Genomic DNA, 15,727 nt, shown 5'->3' on the forward strand with positions numbered 1-15,727 from the left:
TCCCCCGGGGTCGTTTTTCGGCTGCGGGTGGGTGGGGGTTGCTCGCGCCCACGCGGCGGAGCCGCACAATGTCACAGCCCCGTACCCCTGAAAGCCTCACCCCGGCACGGGTCAGCGGCGCTTGCGGAGGGCTCGGGTGACGGCGATCGCCGACGCCAGGGCCACGGCCGCGGCGGGAGCCGCCCAGCGGAGCGTCGCGCGGGCCGCGGTGGCCTCCGGCGCCGGCACGGGGGCGTAGCGACCGCGCGGCGGGGCATGGTCCACCTCCTCCGCACTGCGGCCGATCATCGTCCGTCGCGCGTGCGCCGCCTCCGCCATGGCGTCCTCCCTGTTCGCACGGCCCGCGGAAACCGGAGCCGGTTCGCCCTCCTCGGCAGGGATTTCGGCGTCGAAGACGGAGGGGGAGGGGGAGGTCAACTCCTCGGCCTCAGGTTCAGCCCCGCCGTCCGCAGCCTCGTCCTCACCCTCGCCCTCGAATTCGCCCTCACCCTCGCCCGCCTCGGCGGCACCCGTGGCCCCAGGCACCTCTGCCGCTCCCGTCACACCCGTCGCTCCTGTCTCACCCGTCGCTCCCGCCAAGTTCTCCGCGAACCGGGTCAGCAGGCGCCCCGTGGCCGCGGAGACCGCGTCCGGGGGGATTTCCGCCACGCGGCCGTCCGCCGTGGTGGTTCCGGTGAAGGTGACGGTCGTGCCGCCGTCGGAGGGGGCGAAAGCGATGGTGAGGGCGAGTTTCACCGTGCCCGGGCCGCGCGCCTCCGTGGCGTCGCCCTCGACGGCGTACGAACCGTCGTCCCGGGCGGTGACCCGGACCGCCCCGCGGTAGGTGATGGTGTGGCCGCCGACGCGGACCTTCAGGCGCCCGGAGACGGGCGGTGTCCCCGCGTCCTGCTGGAGGCCGGGGACCGCCCGGGCCACCCGTACGGGATCGGCCAGCGCCTCCCTCAGCCGCTCGGCCGAAACCGGAACGAACACCTCATGCTCCATGTCGGCCGAGCCTACCCAGACCGGCCCGCACCGCACCTTCGTATCCCGGGATTCGCCCGTCCGTCGTCTCAGTCGGCGTAGCGCGGATGGATCAGCGTGGAGGGCCGCAGACCGGGGACGCGGGTGCGGGCGGCGGTGCGGGCGGCGGCGGTGAGGGCGGGTTGCGTGAGCGTGCGCAGGCGTGGGCCGTGCGGGTCGAGGCGCAGTGGCGTGCCCATGGCGGAGGCCAGGACGAAGCCCCAGTCGTGGGGGGCGCGCGACGCGCCCGCCGTGCGGTCGGGGCCGGCCGCGAAGCCGGAGTCCCGGCCGCCGACGCAGTAGGGGGCGGTGCGCAGGCCGGCCGCCCGGAGCGTGGACTCGACCGTCCAGAAGACGCGGGGGCGGGAGGAGACCGGGCCCGCGTGGACCACCAGGCGGCCGTCGGGGGCGAGGACGCGGCGCGCGAGGCCGTAGAACTCCTGCGAGTACAGCTTCGTACTCGCTGTGATCCCGGGGTCCGGCAGGTCCGAGATGACCACGTCGTACGTCGATGAGGCGCCGCGCAGCCAGCTGAAGGCGTCGGACGTGAACACGTGCACGCGCCGGTCGCCGAACGCGTGCCCGTTGAGTGCGGACAGGGCCGGGTCGCTGCGCGCCAGCCGCACCACTCCGGGGTCGAGTTCGACCACGTCGACGCTGCGCACGCCCGGGTGGCGCAGTACCTCGCGGGTCGCGAGTCCGTCACCGCCGCCGAGGACGAGCACGCGCGCGTGCGGTCCGTTCATGGCGGGGTGCACCAGTGCCTCGTGGTAGCGGTGCTCGTCGCGGCCGCTGTCCCGCAGGCGGCCGTCGAGGAAGAGGTCGAGCGGGCGGCCGTGCGTCCCGCCGGTGAGGACGACCTCCTGGACGCCGGTCCGCAGGGCGACCCGTACGTCCTTGCCGTAGACGGCGCGCCGGGCCGCCCGTTCGAAGTCGTCGACGTGGGCGGCGGCCGTGGCGAGGAGGCCGAGGACCAGGAGGTTGGCCATCAGCAGGACCCAGCGTTCGCGTCTGCTCAAGTCCCTGTGGAACAGGCCCAGTACGAGGCCGCCGCCGGCCAGCGCGTTCACCGTACCGGTGAGCAGCGCGCCCTCCAGTTGCCCGAGGAGCGGGAGCAGGAGGAAGGGGAAGGCCAGACCGCCGACGAGGGCGCCGACGTAGTCCGCCGCGAAGAGGTCCGCCACCGCTCCACCCGGGTCCTGGCGGCGGATGCGCTGTATCAGCTCCATGAGGAGGGGGACTTCGGCGCCGATGAGGAGGCCGATGGCCAGGGAGAAGGCGGCCAGCAGACAGCGCGACCCGCTCGCCCATACGCCGCCCCAGTCGCCGGTCCACGCGAACACCGCGTACAGCGCCATCGCGCTGCAGCCGCCGACCAGGGCGAGCGCCGCCTCGACCGCGCCGAAACCGGCCGCGGCGCGGAGGCGCAGGCGTTTCGCGGCGAGGGAGCCGATGCCCATGGCGAAGACCATCACGGACAGGACGACGGAGGCCTGGGTGACCGAGTCGCCGATCAAGTACGAGGCGAGGGCGACGAGTTCGAGTTCGTACACGAGTCCACAGGCAGCGCAGACGAATACGCCCGCGAGGACCAGGAACCGCCCTGTGCCCGGGCGGACGGGCAGCCGCGCCTGGCCCTGGACGCGCCAGGGCGGCGGCGCGCCGGGGGGAGCAGGCGCGTGCGGTTCGATCACCCGTGGAACGCTACGTCACGCTGGCACGACGCTTCGTCACCCACACGTGTGGAAGTGCGACCCTGATGTGTAACACCCGGCGTCGATGTGACCGCCCCCTGGGGGCTGCGCCCCGTCAGGGGTGCGGGGCTGTGACACTGTGCGGCTTCGCCGCGTGGGCGCGACCAGCCCCGCACCCACCCGCAGCCGAAGAACCCGCCAGGGAACCCCGCCCTCAACGCGCCGTCGCCGTCACCCGTACCCCCACCCTCGTCCGCGTCGCCACCAACTGCCCGTCCTGCGGGTACGCATGCCACGTACGCCAGTGGACCTGCCCCTGGTAGCGCTGGGCGAGCAGTGCGGTGAAGGCGTGCGGGCTGCCGGGGAAGACGCCCGCGAGACCGTGGGGATGGTCGGAGACCAGGGCCAGCAGCTCCTGCGCACGCCCCGCGAAGGACCCGCGGGACAGGGTTTCCACGCGTGCCGCGAACTCGTACTCCCAGTCGCCGACCCGCTTGGCCACCCCGAGCGGAAGCGGCGTACTGCTGCCGGCGATGCACGCCACCGTCTCCGAACAGCTGCCCCGCTCCTCCTCCAGGAGGACCTGGTGGGACGCGCCGAGGAGCCGCAACTGCAGTCTGGCTCCGTCGAGTTCGAGGTCGAGGGTGGCGAGCGCGGGAAGCGGTTCGCGGCCCAGGGCCCAGGCGAGGTCGGCCGCACGCGTGTCGGTGTACGAGGTGTTCAGGGTCGTGAGCATGGGTCGGCTCCGCTAGCACGCAAAAAGTGAGGTGGGGGTCCGGCGCACCCGGTCCGGTCGGCACCGGAGGATCGGCCCGGTCAGCCCGGTCTGCCCTGTCAGGAAGGGACGATCCGAGGGCTGCGTTGGTGATTTAGAGGGAATCATGAACTGTGGCGCCGCCACAGCGTTTTTACCCAACTTCGTAGGGTTTCCATCCCCCCGAGGGCTCCACAGTTCAACTGTTCAACCACGGCGTGCGCGGGGCGCGCGAGAGTGAGCGCCGGGCGCGGTCTCCCGAAGCGCGCCGTCAGCGCGCGAAAGTGCCCGTCGGGAACCGTTTCCCGACGGGCACTTCCGCGCGCCGCGCATGCGTTCCCCCGCGAAGCTCAGCTGCCCCGTGTCAGTTGCCCCATGTCAGTTGCCCCATGTCAGTTGCCCCATGTCCGTTGCCCCATGTCCGTTGCCCCGTGTCAGTTGCCCCTGTCAGCTGCCTCCACCGCATCCGCCGCCCCCGCACGACGACCCGCCTCCGCAGGACGAGCCGCCCCCGCACGACGAGTGCCCCCCGCACGAGTGGCCGCCGTGGTGCCCGCCGGACGAACCGCTGCCGCAGGACGCGGCGCCCCCGCTCCCCCCGCCGGCCCACCAGCTGCCGGAGCTGTCCGAGGAACCGCGGCGCGAGCGGCGGCCGCTCCCCACCGAGCCCCGCGAGCCCTTCGACAGCCCGACCTTCTTCCGGCTGCGAGCGGCGGCCCTGAACGACACGACGAACAGAATGCAGACGACTGCCAGGATGATGCCGATGATCATGGCGTCACCCTCCTTTCGTTCCCCCGAAGCGACCCCCCGTGGGCGCCTCGCTTCTTGCGTGACGGGGGGATGCCCTCCGGCCTCACCGGCCAAAGCAGAGTTGAGGAAGTCGAGAGCTTCGGCGCAGGATGACCGGCATGACCTCCAACGGCCGCCGCCCCCTGCTCAACCGCCGACTCGCCGAGTTCGGCACGACGATCTTCGCCGAGATGTCGGCCCTGGCCCTGAGCACCGGCTCGATCAACCTCGGGCAGGGCTTCCCCGACACGGACGGGCCCGAGGAGATCCGGGAGGCGGCCGTGCGGGCGCTGCGCGACGGGCGCGGCAACCAGTACCCGCCGGGCCCGGGCGTGCCCGAGCTGCGTACGGCGATCGCCGCGCACCAGAAGCGCCGGTACGGGCTGTCGTACGACCCGGACCGCGAGGTGCTGGTCACGGCCGGCGCCACGGAGGCCATCGCCGCCGCACTGCTCGCGCTGGTCGAGCCCGGTGACGAGGTCATCGCCCTGGAGCCGTACTACGACTCGTACGCGGCGAGCATCGCGATGGCGGGCGGGACCAGGATCCCGGTCACCCTGCGCCCGCACGAGGAGACCCGCGACGGAGTCACCCACCGGCGCTTCCGGCTCGACCTCGACGAGCTGCGCGACGCGGTCACGGACAACACCCGGCTGCTGCTGATCAACACCCCGCACAACCCGACCGGCACCGTCCTCACCCGCGAGGAACTCGGCGAGATCGCGGCGCTCGCCGTCGAGCGGGATCTCCTTGTCATCACGGACGAGGTGTACGAGCACCTCGTCTTCGACGACGCCGAGCACCTGCCGCTGGCCTCCTTCCCGGGGATGCGGGAGCGCACGGTCACCATCGGCTCGGCCGGGAAGACCTTCTCCTTCACGGGGTGGAAGGTCGGGTGGGTGACCGCGGCCCAAGAACTCACCTCCGCCGTGCGTTCCGCCAAGCAGTTCCTGACGTACGTCGCGTCGGGCCCCTTCCAGTACGCGATCGCCGAGGCGCTGCGCATCCCGGACTCGTACTTCGACGCCTTCCGCGCCGATATGCGGGCCAAGCGCGACCTACTGGCGGGTGGCCTGGAGGCGGCGGGCTTCACGGTCTTCCGCCCGGCCGGCACGTACTTCATCACCACCGACATCCGCCCCCTCGGCGAGAGCGACGGCATCGCCTTCTGCCGCTCCCTCCCGCAGCGCGCGGGTGTGGTCGCGATCCCCAACGCGGTCTTCTACGACCACACCGCAGCGGGCGCCCCCTATGTCCGGTTCGCATTCTGCAAACGCACCGAGGTGCTGATGGACGCGACGGAAAGGCTCCGCAAGGCGTTCGCGCTCTGACCGCCGTCCTACGGGGCCGGTCGTCGCATTCCTCGTCGCCTGCCCTACCTCACCCGCCCGGAACTTTCGCACCGGAGACCGCCCGGTCCCGGCCGTCATTCTGGCGCTTGCCGCAGCACAAGGGGCGACGTACAGTTTCTTGTACGTCGAAGGAGGGCCGATCGTGAAGACCATGACGTATTCCGAGTCGCGCGCGCGGTATGCCGAAGTGCTCAACTCCGTCACCGACGACCGCGAAGAGGTCGTTATCACCCGGGCCGGACATGAGCCGGTCGTCATCGTCTCCCTTGAGGATTACGAGTCCCTGAAGGAGACGGCGTACCTGCTGCGAAGCCCGGCGAACGCCCGGCGCCTGCTCGCGTCCATCGACGAACTGGAAAACGGCGGCGGTACCGTGCGCGAGCTGGCCGGCGACGAATAGAGGCGGCGAGTTGAAGATCACCTTCTCCTCCCGTGCCTGGGAGGACTACGTGTGGTGGCAGCTTCAGGACCGGAAGATCCTGAAGCGCATCAACACACTCATCGCGGACATCGCCCGGAACGGCAACGAGGGGATCGGCAAACCGGAACCGCTCAAGCACGGATTCCAGGGTTACTGGTCACGCCGCATCAACGACGAACACCGACTGATCTACAAGGCCACCGAAGACACCGTCCTGATCGCACAGTGCCGCTACCACTACGAAAGCTGACAGGGCTCAAGGAGCGAGCACAGCCTCTGCCGGCCCCAGCATCACGCGGCGCGGGCTCGGCGGTAACGGCCAAGGGCTTCTCCTGAGGCGGAGACGGATTGCTCGGTAACGCCGGTGGGCGAGCCGGCCGACGCGACGGTGAGGGCTGCCCGGGCGCCGCCAAAGCCCGGAGCCACTAGGCCCTAGGCCAGGTGCACCTCCAGTGCCGCCCGTACGCCGGACTCGACGGCACCCTCGATCCACGACGGCTTGACCGAGGTGTGGTCCCCGGCGAAGCGCAGCGGGCCCTCGGGGGCGCGGATGTGCCCGAGGAGTTCGGTGTGCTGGCCGGGGAGCAGAACGGACGCCTCACCGTACGCGTACGGATCGCGCAGCCAGCTCTGGGTGCGGCCTGCACCGGTGTAGAAAACCTCCACCCGCTGTCCGTAGACCTGTTGCAGGCCGCGCAGGGCGTACGGGTAACGGGCCTCGTCGTCGAAGGAGTCCCAGCGGGAGGCGTCGTCAGCCCAGCAGTAGGCGGCCAGGACGACGCCTCCCTTGCTGCCAGGGACAGGGTGCGACGGGTTGATCATGAAGCGGTTGGAGTTGTCGGAGACCGACCCGCCGCCGGTGATGTGAGCAGCCTCGGGCTGGTCGCGGCCGATCCAGCGGTTGGCGGCGTAGTGCGCGCGTTGTGCCGGGCTGATGTGGCCGCGCGGCACCGAGGGGTGCGCCCCGAGCAGGCTGCCGTCGGCGGGCGCCTTGCCGCGCAGGTAGTCGTCGTACAACCCAGGCCGTACGGCGTCGAGTTCGCGTTTCCAGTCAGCCTCGGTGAACTCCCACCAGCGGCGGCTGAACTCCAGCAGCACCTTGGTCGCGCTGTCGTAGTGCAGCTCGGCGACGGCACGGCGCTTGCCGTATGCCATCAGCGGGCTGATCTGCACCTGTCGCAGCCCGGAGAACGGCACGGTGACGATCGCCAGGTCACCGGTGAACTGCTCGCGCACCACCTTGCCGTCGCGGCCCTCCGACACGGTGTCGATCCACACGTGCGCGCCGTCCCGGCGCACGTGCGAGGTGTCGTCGGCACCGGGCTCGTGCTGTCGGTCGGCGTCCCAGTACTCGATGTGCGTGGCGCGCCGGTCGCGGCGCAGCACGTCGGACACCTGCCGCAGCAGCGCGTCCGGGAGTGTCGCCGTGCCGCCGACCAGCTCCCAGAAGGCGGTGTCCGGGCTGATCAGGGACTGGCTGATGAAGCTGTGGACGAAGGACAGCGGCAGCCGCGAGGTCAGGTTCTCCAGGGTGCCGACCAGGTCGATGGTGCGCTCGTCGAAACCGGCCTGTTCGGTCAGGAACCGGTACATGGACCAGTCGCCGTAGCGTTGGACGACCCGTGCCCAGCCCTGCACCCGCTCCGGCATGGGTTTGTCGACGCGCTTGCCGTCCGGCCCGACCGTGCTGAACTCGTCGCGTGCGGGGTCGAGGGCATCGCCGAGGATCTTGGAGGAGGGCGTGTCCCAGTACTTGCGGGGTACTCCGAAGGACTGGTTGACGCGGCGGGGGGATCTGGAGTAATCGGAGCGGCGTACGCGGATGCCGTTGACGTGCAGCCATGCGTGGTTGACGGGTTTGCCGGATCCGTCGACGTCGACGAGGTAGAACGGGCGCTTCTTGACACCGAGTTGCTCGATCAGGTGCATTACCAGCGGGTGGCTGCCGGGGATACGCATGGCGCCGGCCTCCGCGTACTGCCGCGGATCCGCGAACGGCTGCGCGGCGTGCTCGTGGCCACCGGTACGGAAGGTCTTGATACGTCCGCCGACCCGGTTGCCGTTGGCCTCCAGCAGCGTCACGTGGTGTCCGGCGCGCTTGAGCAGCCAGGCGGCGACGAGGCCGGCCGGACCAGCGCCCACGACCAGGACCTTCTTGGCGGCCTTGGCCCGGGCGCGGGGCAGCCCGGAACCGAGGATCTTCTCGTACGTCGGTACGAGGGGCCTGTCGTGGGCGTCGACGACCAGCAGCGCGCGGGCGACGGCAAGACAGGTGTCCCAGTCGGCGGTGGAGCGGGACGGGCAGGGGGCCTGCCCCGGGACGGCGGGAGCGGCAGGGGCGGCCGGTGCCGCGGTGGCCGGGTCGGCGGTGCCCAGTCCGAGGACGGTGACGCCGGCGGCCGTGCCGGCGGCGGTCGTGAAACGCCGCCGGGACAACGGCGGTTGGCTGGCTGCGGTGCGGAGTTCATGCATACGTCCTGGATAGGGCCCGCCAGAGTGCCGTGGACAAGAGATGATCAATGGTCACCCGAACGTGCGAGCGCGGGGGCTCGACTCCCCCGCCCGTAGCGCACGCGCGCGGAACAGATGCTTCCGCGCGCGCCCGCACGCGCCCGGCGGCCGAAGGCCCGCGGTTCGCGCCGCGCGCTGTCCCTGCTCCCTGCTCCCTGCTCCCTGCTGCCTGCTGCCTGCTGGCACGCCCTCAAGCGGCACGGCAAAGCTCCGCCGGCTGCAGCTCCCCAGCCACACCCGTTTCCGTTATCCCGCACGAACCACTCCGGTCTCCCCTATGGAAGCCCCACGCCCGTGGGAACGGACAGGAGTCTTGTGACATGCACCATCGCCGCCGGCGCCGCCGGTTCTCCGGCCTGGCCGCCACCGCCGCCGTACTCTTCACGTGCCTCGCCCTGGTGACCGGCGTGGTGCTGGCCCGTATGCAGTCGGGCCCCGCATCGGCACACCGCGCCGTCGCCGCCGACCCCTCGGCCACGCCCCGTACGACGGCCACCGCCACCCCCCTCAGCAGCTCCTCGCCGAAGACGTCACCGTCCCGCTCGGCGAGCCCGCACGCCACGCCCCGCACCTCGCCCTCCGCCACCGCCTCCCCCTCCCGCACGGCAAAGCAGCCGACGACCGCCGCCAAAACCCCCGGCAAACGCACCATCACCCTCATCAACCGCCTCAACCAGACCATCTGGCCCGCCATCGCCGCCGACCCCAAACACCCCGTCGAAGCGACGGGCTGGGTGCTGCGCCCCGGCGCCAGCCTGAGCTTCGCCATCCCCGACCACTGGGACGTCCGCCTCTGGGCCCGCACCGGCTGCTCCTTCGACGCCGCCGGCAACGGCAACTGCCTGAGTGGCGGCTGCGGCCACTTCCAGTGCGGCTCGACCTGGGGCGAATTCCCCTCCACCCTCGCCGAGTTCAACCTCAACGCCTGGAACGGCATGGACTTCTACGACGTCAGCCAGGTCGAGGGCTACAACCTGCCGATGTGGATCAACAGTTACGGCGGCAGCTCCACCGACAAGATCGACGCCAACGGCTGCACCGCGGCGGGGTGCGTCAAGGACACCAGCGCGACCTGCCCGAAGAAGCTCCAGCGCGTCCGGGACGGCCATGTCGTCGCGTGCCTGAGCGCCTGCCTGGTGTTCAACACGGACCAGACCTGCTGCACCGGCGCCTACGCCGCTCGCCCCCAGTGCGTGCCGTCCTCGTGGCCCGTCAACTCCGCCGCGGTGTTCAAGGCGGCCGACCCCAACGCCTACTCCTACGTCAACGACGACGCGACCAGCGTGTTCACCTGCTCCGGAGAGTGCGGCTACCGCGTCACCTGGGGCGTCAGCCCATGACCCGGAGGGGGCTGGAGCCGGTGACCACCGCACCGGCCCCAGCCCCCCTCCGCTCAGCGCGCGGCCTGGAAGGCCCGGCCCGCCGCCGTGGCCGTCGTACCGTTCGTGAAGAGCCCACTGCTCGGCTTCGCCGGGTCCGCGCCCAGCCCGAACCACGCATAGCGCTGAACGTACGGCAGCGCGTCCAGCGCCTTGGTGGACGCGGTGACGAAGTCCGCCTGCTGCTGCGCGGACGGGAAACGGGTCCCCTGGGAGAAGTCGATCAGCGCGTACTCGGTGAGCCAGATCGGCTTGTGGTACCGCTCGTAGACCGAGGACAGGTACGACGTCAGCTGCTGCACGGCCTGCGGGGTGCGGAAGTCGCCGCCGTACCAGTGCAGCGTGATGAAGTCGACCCGGTACCCCTTCGCCTTCGCCCCGGACATGAACCGGTCCAGCCAGCCGCCGGCCGTGTCCGCGCCGTACGCCACCGCCGGGCTGCCCAGCACCTTGCCCGTCGCCATCAGCCTGGGCCACAGCCCCAGCGCCTGCTCGACGGTCATGTTCGACTGCTGCGCCATGTCGGGCTCGTTGAACCCCAGAAGGTACGGCCCCTCCGCGCGCGCCTGCGTCAGCGACGCGTCGGTCACGGACGAGGCCCCCCAGATCATCGGCACGAAGGAGGCCGACCCCGGGGTCGTCACGCCCTGGTGCTGGGTGTTCCAGGTGTAGTACCAGCTCGCCCCGCTCGCGGCGAGCGCCTGGCTCACCCCGCCGAACGTCCACACGCCGACGCCCTTCTTGGCACCGGAGGCGACCTGCACGGGGGCCGCCGTGTGCTTCGAGGGACTCGGCTTCACCGTCCGCTTCGGGGACGCCGAAGGGGAAGGCGACTGCGTACGGCTCGGGCTGGAACTGGGACTGGGACTCGGGCCGGCGGACGTGATCGCCACCGGCGTCGGCGGCGCGGCCGTCTCCGCGACCGGGGCGGCCGGGCCCGCCGTCAGCCGGGCGGCGACCAGCGCGGCCGCCGCGACGATCGCGACCGCCGCCGAGCCACCCACGACCACCTGCTTGCTCACCACCCGCCTGCCGGTACGCCCGTGCCGCCGGCGACGAGCACCACCCGAGCCGGAACCCCCGGTTGCCGAGCCGGAACCCCCGGTTGCCGTACCGGAACCCCCGGCGGCCATGGCGAGCACCCGCGCCGGATCGAGACTGGCCGGCACGGCCACCAGCGGAAGGCCGCTCAGCAGCCGGTCCATCGGCAGCAGCCCCTGCTCCAGGCCCTCGCACACCCCACAGCCACGTACGTGACGGCCGAACCGCTTACGCCACAAGGGACTCGGCGTGCCGTCCCACGGCAAGGCGATCCCGTCCAGCTCCGCACAGCGCGGGTCGGCCCCCAGTCCCCGCACCACACACCGCGAGACCTCCATCTGCTTCTTCATCCGCTGCACCCGCACCGCGGCATGCCGGTCGGACAGCCCCAGCGCACCGGCGAGCTCGGCGCGCTCCAGCTCGCCGGTCTCCTCCAGCCACCACAGGGACAGCAGCTCCTGGTCGTCCGGGTCGAGCCAGCGCGTCGCCTCGGCGACCTCACGGCGCTGCTCGGTCAGACCCAGCCGCAGGATGGTCAGCCCGGCGAAGTCCAGGGCGGGATCGGTGATCGCCTCCGCGTCGTCCAGATGCGCCCTGCGGTCCCGGTCCGTGGCCCGCGACTGCTCCCGGTTCCGTACCTGCCGGATCGTGATCGCGACCAGCCACGACCGGAACGCCGACGGATCCCGCAGCTTCGGCAGCCCCCGCACCATGCGCAACAGCGTCTCCTGTACGACGTCGTCGACATCGGCGTGACCGTTCAGGGCCCGGCCGACGATGTTGTAGACCAGCGGCAGGCACTGGGTCACCAGGTGCTCCAGGGCCGGTCTGTCACCCGCGCGCGCGGCCGTCACCACGCCGGGGCCGGGTCCACTCCGGTGGATCTTGGGCATATGGGTCTGTTCCTCCGTGCAGGGTCGGGCTGTCGGAACGGAGACCCCCCGACGCACACGAGGACAACAGAAAAACCGGCGGGCCGACGTCGAAACCTGTTCGGCTCCGCAATTTATGTTGTACGGCCCTCGTCGACCAGGTCACCGAAAGGCAGGCACACATCTGGCACAGCCCGAGGAAGGCACAAGGATGGCACGAGGACGCAGGAGACACGGCGCGAGACCACCGCGACGCCGCTGGTGGTACGCCGGCACGGCCGCCCTCGCGACGGCCGTCACCGTACTGATCACCTACGGCATGTGGACACCGTCGTCCGGAACCGGCGCCGCCGGCACGGTGGACCGTCAGACGGCCGCGGCCCTCCCGTCCGGCACACCGGCCACCTCGGCGCCCTCCCCGTCGTCCTCATCGAGCCACAGCGCCTCGCCCTCCGCCTCGGCCGAGCCCAAGGCGTCGCCGAAAAACACCCCGAAGCCGACGACCACCGCGACGGACAAGCCGGTCCAGACCCAGCAGCCCGCCACCGCACCCGCGGGCAAACGCCTGATCACCGTCGTCAACAAGACCCAGAAGACGGTCTGGGCCATCGTCACCAACACCTCCGTCTACCCGGCGGGCCGCAAGCTCGCCCCCGGCCAGAGCCTCTCGCTGACCGTGGCGAACAACTGGGGCGGCCGTATCTGGGGCCGTACCGGATGCACCGGCACGGCCGCGGGCTACTGCGCGACCGGCGACTGCACCAGCGTCTGCAACGGCGGCAACCCGCCTACCACCCTCGGCGAGTTCACCTTCGACGCGTACGCCGGCATGGACTTCTACGACGTCAGCATGGTCGACGGCTCCAACCTGCCCATGTGGATCAACATCTCCCACACCACGACCACCGACCCGGTCAGCTCCACGGGCTGCTACAAGGGCACCTGCACCACGGAGGTCAACTGCCCCAAGGCCATGCAGGCCCTCTCCGGCGGCCAGGAGATCGGCTGCAAACCGCCGTGCGCGGCGTTCGGCGGCGACACGTACTGCTGCCGCGGCGCCTGGGCGGGCCGCGACAACTGCGTGCCGTCCAAGTGGCCGGTCGACTACACCCAGGTCTTCAAGCGCGCCGAGTCCTACGCCTACTCCTACGCCTTCGACGACGGGGCGACGATGCCCTGCAAGGGAGCCTGCTACTACCGGGTGACCTTCGGCACGACGAACGGCACCTAGTGTCCTGCGCCAGAGATCCGTCGGCAGAAGCGGGCAAGGGAGTCTACGACCACCGGGAGGCCGGCGCCCCCTTCGTACGATTCGCGTTCTGCAAGCGGACCGAAGTGCTGGAAGAGGCGGCAAAGCGGCTCAAGGAGGCCTGGTAGCGCGGGGGCCTGGTAGCACGGGGGCCACGGCCGGTGGGAACGGCGCGCCGAAGTGGGGGAAACCGTACTCACCCAGGCGTGTAAAGCTAGCAAATACCCCATAAGGCACGCACAGTTCGGATGTGACCCACGCCAGTACCCTTCCGGCCCCCGCCGCCCCGAAGTCCGGTGACGGGGGCCGCGCCCGCCCGGCGCGCCCCGGGCGCGGCCTGCCCCCTGTCGCGCACGCGCTGGCGCTGTTCGCGGTGGCCCGGCTCGTCGGCGTCCTCGTGCTCGCCGGAACCGCCTGGGCGGACGGCAAACGCCCCCTCGCCCTGCTCGGGCGGTCCTGGGACTCGATCTGGTACCTGGGGATCGCGGCGCACGGCTACGGGCGCACCCAGGTCTTCAAGCCCACCATCGTCCACAGCGACCTGGCGTTCTTCCCGCTGTACCCGGGGCTGATCCGCGCCGCCACCGCGCTGACCCCGCTGAGCTGGGGCGCGGCGGGCCTGCTGGTCGCCTGGACCGCCACCGCGGCCGCCGCCTGCGGGATCTACAAGTGCGGCGCCCTGCTGCACGGCCGCGCCGTCGCCACCGTGCTGGTCCTGCTCTGGGGGCTGCTCCCGCACTCGATCGTGCTGTCCCTGGCGTACACCGAGCCCGTGCTCACCGCCTTCGCCGCCTGGTCGCTGTACGCGGTGCTCACCGGGCGCTGGCTGTGGGCGGGCGCGCTGGCCGCGCTCGCGGGCCTGTCGCGGCCGAACGGGCTCGCGGTGGCCGCGGCGGTGCTGGCCTCGGCGGCGTACGAGGTGGCGAAGCGGCGCGGCCGAAAAGTTCCCCACAGGCTGTGGACGGGCGCCGTGCTCGCCCCGCTCGGCTGGGCCGCCTATGTGCTGTGGGTGGGCCGGCGCGAGGGCGACCCGCTCGGCGGCTACTTCGAGGTGCAGCGGCTGTGGGGCTCGCGCTTCGACTTCGGCGCGGGCTCGCTGCGCTTGATCCAGCATCTGCTGATGCACGGGGGCCGTTTCGTCTTCCCCATGACGATGGTGATCGTGGCGGCGGCCGTGCTGCTGTACGGGATGCTGATCGCGGACCGTGCCCCGCTGCCGCTGCTCGTGCACAGCGGGGTCCTGCTGCTGATCGCGCTCGGCGGCTCCGGGTTCTTCGAGTGCAAGCCGCGCTTCCTGCTGCCCGCGTTCCCGCTGCTGCTGCCGCTCGCCCGGGCGCTGGTACGCACGGCAAGAGCCCGGCCCTGGCACGCCGCCCTGGTGGTCGGCGCCCTGGCCGGGCTCTCGTTCGCCTACGGCGCGTACCTGGTGGTCATCGCGCACACGCCGCTGTAAAAACCTGAATGCCTGGCTAACTGCCTGACTGCCTGCCTGACTGCCTATGGGAGGGCTACTCCTCGTCGTCCTCGGGCTTGTCCGCCTCGTTGACTTCCTGCTCCAGGCCGAGCTGCTCGACGAGCCACTTGTCGAACTCGATGGCGGCCCGCACCCAGCTGACCGTCGACGACACGAAGTGCTCAAGGGCGACACCGGTGCCGATCAGCATCTGCGCCTCGCCGATCAGGCGGACGGTACCGTCGTCGTGCGTGTGGCTGTAGACCTTGGGCCACAGCGTGCGGCGGTTCCAGTCGTCGATGGACTCCAGCAGCGTCGGCTTCTCGTCGATCTGGTGCGGTCGGTCGTAGAACGTCCGCACCGAGAAGACCTGCTGGTCACCCTCGCCGCGGAACATGAAGTACGTACGGAACTCCTCCCACGGCGCCGCGAGGTCACCCTCGTCGTCGACGACGTACTTCAGCTCCATCTGGTCCAGGAGCTGCTTCACGAGGTCCTGATCCGGGACGACGGGGCCCGCCGGGCCGCCGGGCTGCGGCTCGGGCTGGCCCCCGAAGTTCGGAATCGAGGACGGGTCGATGCTCACCGTGTATTTCCCTTCGTACGGATGCTGCCATCCTCCCTCATGCGGGGCGGGGAGTGGCAACCCGGAAGGTCAGAACAGTCCGAGCTTGAGCAGGAGCGCCTGGTCGAGAGCCCCGAGCTCGTCCACGTCGAGCGTGCCCTTGAAGTCTCCGAGCCGTGTCGGCGCGACCGAGTGGATCTGGTCGGTCAGGATGCGGGTGGTCTTGCCGTCGAGCTCCATCTGGGGGCGGTACACGGCAGGGCCCGCGCTCGTCGAGGTGAGCGCGACCGTGATCGTGCTCGTCGAGAAGCGGTCGGACTGGACGACGACCGCGTAGCGCTGGCCCTGCTGTTCCTGTCCCTGCGCCCCGGGCAGGACCTTGATCTCGTAAATCGCCCCCCGGAAGATCACTCGGCGACCCCCATGAACCGTTGGATCGCGAGCATCTCCGCCTGGTCGTCCGGGTCGGCGGCCAGGCGTTCGGCATCCGCCTTGGCCTGCTCGATCAGTCGCTCCTTGTACGTGCGCAGGAGCGCATAGCGCACGGCCTCGGTCCGGGAGCCGAACTCCTCCGCCAGTGTCCTTATGGCTGTCTCCATGGCGTCGTCCGTGCGGACGTTCAGAGTTCCCATGGAGACAGCG

At 71.1% G+C, this 15,727-nt stretch carries 14 protein-coding genes and 1 pseudogene; 7 read left to right on the plus strand and 8 right to left on the minus strand.

All coding sequences use genetic code 11. The features are described 5' to 3' along the window. Window positions 1-111: 111 nt before the first annotated feature. The 3 genes from OG747_RS20395 to OG747_RS20405 all read right to left on the minus strand — a co-directional run bounded on the left by OG747_RS20395 (window position 112) and on the right by OG747_RS20405 (window position 3,432). Window positions 112-984: an SRPBCC family protein gene (locus OG747_RS20395; RefSeq protein ID WP_405880761.1), complete on the minus strand. Its 873-nt coding sequence runs from the start codon at window positions 982-984 to the stop codon at window positions 112-114. A 68-nt stretch (window positions 985-1,052) separates the two neighbouring features. Continuing rightward, the gene (locus OG747_RS20400) at window positions 1,053-2,696 is read right to left on the minus strand and encodes a polyamine aminopropyltransferase (RefSeq protein WP_405880762.1); all 1,644 of its coding nucleotides are present in this window, start codon (window positions 2,694-2,696) and stop codon (window positions 1,053-1,055) included. A 214-nt stretch (window positions 2,697-2,910) separates the two neighbouring features. Then, window positions 2,911-3,432: a DUF2617 family protein gene (locus OG747_RS20405; protein WP_405880763.1), complete on the minus strand. Its 522-nt coding sequence runs from the start codon at window positions 3,430-3,432 to the stop codon at window positions 2,911-2,913. A 920-nt stretch (window positions 3,433-4,352) separates the two neighbouring features. On the opposite strand from OG747_RS20405, the gene OG747_RS20410 reads away from it, so the two are divergent. The 3 genes from OG747_RS20410 to OG747_RS20420 all read left to right on the plus strand — a co-directional run bounded on the left by OG747_RS20410 (window position 4,353) and on the right by OG747_RS20420 (window position 6,265). Beyond that, window positions 4,353-5,573, plus strand: coding sequence for a pyridoxal phosphate-dependent aminotransferase (locus tag OG747_RS20410; RefSeq protein WP_405880764.1), 1,221 nt, complete (start codon window positions 4,353-4,355; stop codon window positions 5,571-5,573). A gap of 163 nt (window positions 5,574-5,736) precedes the next feature. Continuing rightward, window positions 5,737-5,994, plus strand: a complete 258-nt coding sequence (locus OG747_RS20415; protein WP_405880765.1) for a type II toxin-antitoxin system Phd/YefM family antitoxin — start codon at window positions 5,737-5,739, stop codon at window positions 5,992-5,994. Window positions 5,995-6,004: 10 nt separating this feature from the next. Next, window positions 6,005-6,265, plus strand: coding sequence for a Txe/YoeB family addiction module toxin (locus OG747_RS20420; RefSeq protein ID WP_405880766.1), 261 nt, complete (start codon window positions 6,005-6,007; stop codon window positions 6,263-6,265). 182 nt (window positions 6,266-6,447) lie between these two features. On the opposite strand, the gene OG747_RS20425 is transcribed toward OG747_RS20420, so the two are convergent. Further along, on the minus strand, window positions 6,448-8,487 hold the full coding sequence (locus tag OG747_RS20425) for a flavin monoamine oxidase family protein (protein ID WP_405880767.1): 2,040 nt from the start codon (window positions 8,485-8,487) through the stop codon (window positions 6,448-6,450). Between the two features lie 359 nt (window positions 8,488-8,846). Between OG747_RS20425 and OG747_RS20430 the strand changes: the two genes are divergently transcribed. Beyond that, a complete protein-coding gene (locus OG747_RS20430; RefSeq protein WP_405880768.1) occupies window positions 8,847-9,866 on the plus strand; it encodes a thaumatin family protein in 1,020 nt (339 codons plus the stop codon). A 53-nt stretch (window positions 9,867-9,919) separates the two neighbouring features. Here OG747_RS20430 and OG747_RS20435 read toward each other — a convergent pair whose 3' ends face one another. Beyond that, the gene (locus OG747_RS20435; RefSeq protein WP_405880769.1) at window positions 9,920-11,839 is read right to left on the minus strand and encodes a sigma-70 family RNA polymerase sigma factor; all 1,920 of its coding nucleotides are present in this window, start codon (window positions 11,837-11,839) and stop codon (window positions 9,920-9,922) included. 190 nt (window positions 11,840-12,029) lie between these two features. Here OG747_RS20435 and OG747_RS20440 point away from each other — a divergent pair, with 190 nt between their 5' ends. From OG747_RS20440 to OG747_RS20450, 3 genes and pseudogenes are all read left to right on the plus strand, one after another. Then, window positions 12,030-13,049 carry a thaumatin family protein gene (locus OG747_RS20440; protein ID WP_405880770.1) on the plus strand — a complete coding sequence of 340 codons (1,020 nt, stop codon included), beginning with the start codon at window positions 12,030-12,032 and terminating at the stop codon, window positions 13,047-13,049. Between the two features lie 44 nt (window positions 13,050-13,093). After that, a pseudogene (locus OG747_RS20445) lies at window positions 13,094-13,195 on the plus strand (aminotransferase); the annotation flags it as partial. Window positions 13,196-13,317: 122 nt separating this feature from the next. Next, complete coding sequence (locus tag OG747_RS20450; protein WP_405880772.1) at window positions 13,318-14,520, plus strand: hypothetical protein; 1,203 nt, start codon at window positions 13,318-13,320, stop codon at window positions 14,518-14,520. 55 nt (window positions 14,521-14,575) lie between these two features. Here the strand turns inward: OG747_RS20450 and OG747_RS20455 are convergent, their stop codons facing one another. From OG747_RS20455 to OG747_RS20465, 3 genes are all read right to left on the minus strand, one after another. Further along, window positions 14,576-15,106: a YbjN domain-containing protein gene (locus OG747_RS20455; protein ID WP_405880773.1), complete on the minus strand. Its 531-nt coding sequence runs from the start codon at window positions 15,104-15,106 to the stop codon at window positions 14,576-14,578. Between the two features lie 69 nt (window positions 15,107-15,175). After that, a complete protein-coding gene (locus OG747_RS20460) occupies window positions 15,176-15,496 on the minus strand; it encodes a type II toxin-antitoxin system PemK/MazF family toxin (protein ID WP_405880774.1) in 321 nt (106 codons plus the stop codon). Then, the gene (locus tag OG747_RS20465; RefSeq protein ID WP_405880775.1) at window positions 15,493-15,717 is read right to left on the minus strand and encodes a hypothetical protein; all 225 of its coding nucleotides are present in this window, start codon (window positions 15,715-15,717) and stop codon (window positions 15,493-15,495) included. Before OG747_RS20465 ends, OG747_RS20460 begins: the two co-directional genes overlap by 4 nt. Window positions 15,718-15,727 lie beyond the last annotated feature (10 nt).

This window comes from Streptomyces sp. NBC_01384 (assembly GCF_045040035.1).
In the GTDB taxonomy this organism is placed as follows: Bacteria; Actinomycetota; Actinomycetes; order Streptomycetales; family Streptomycetaceae; genus Streptomyces.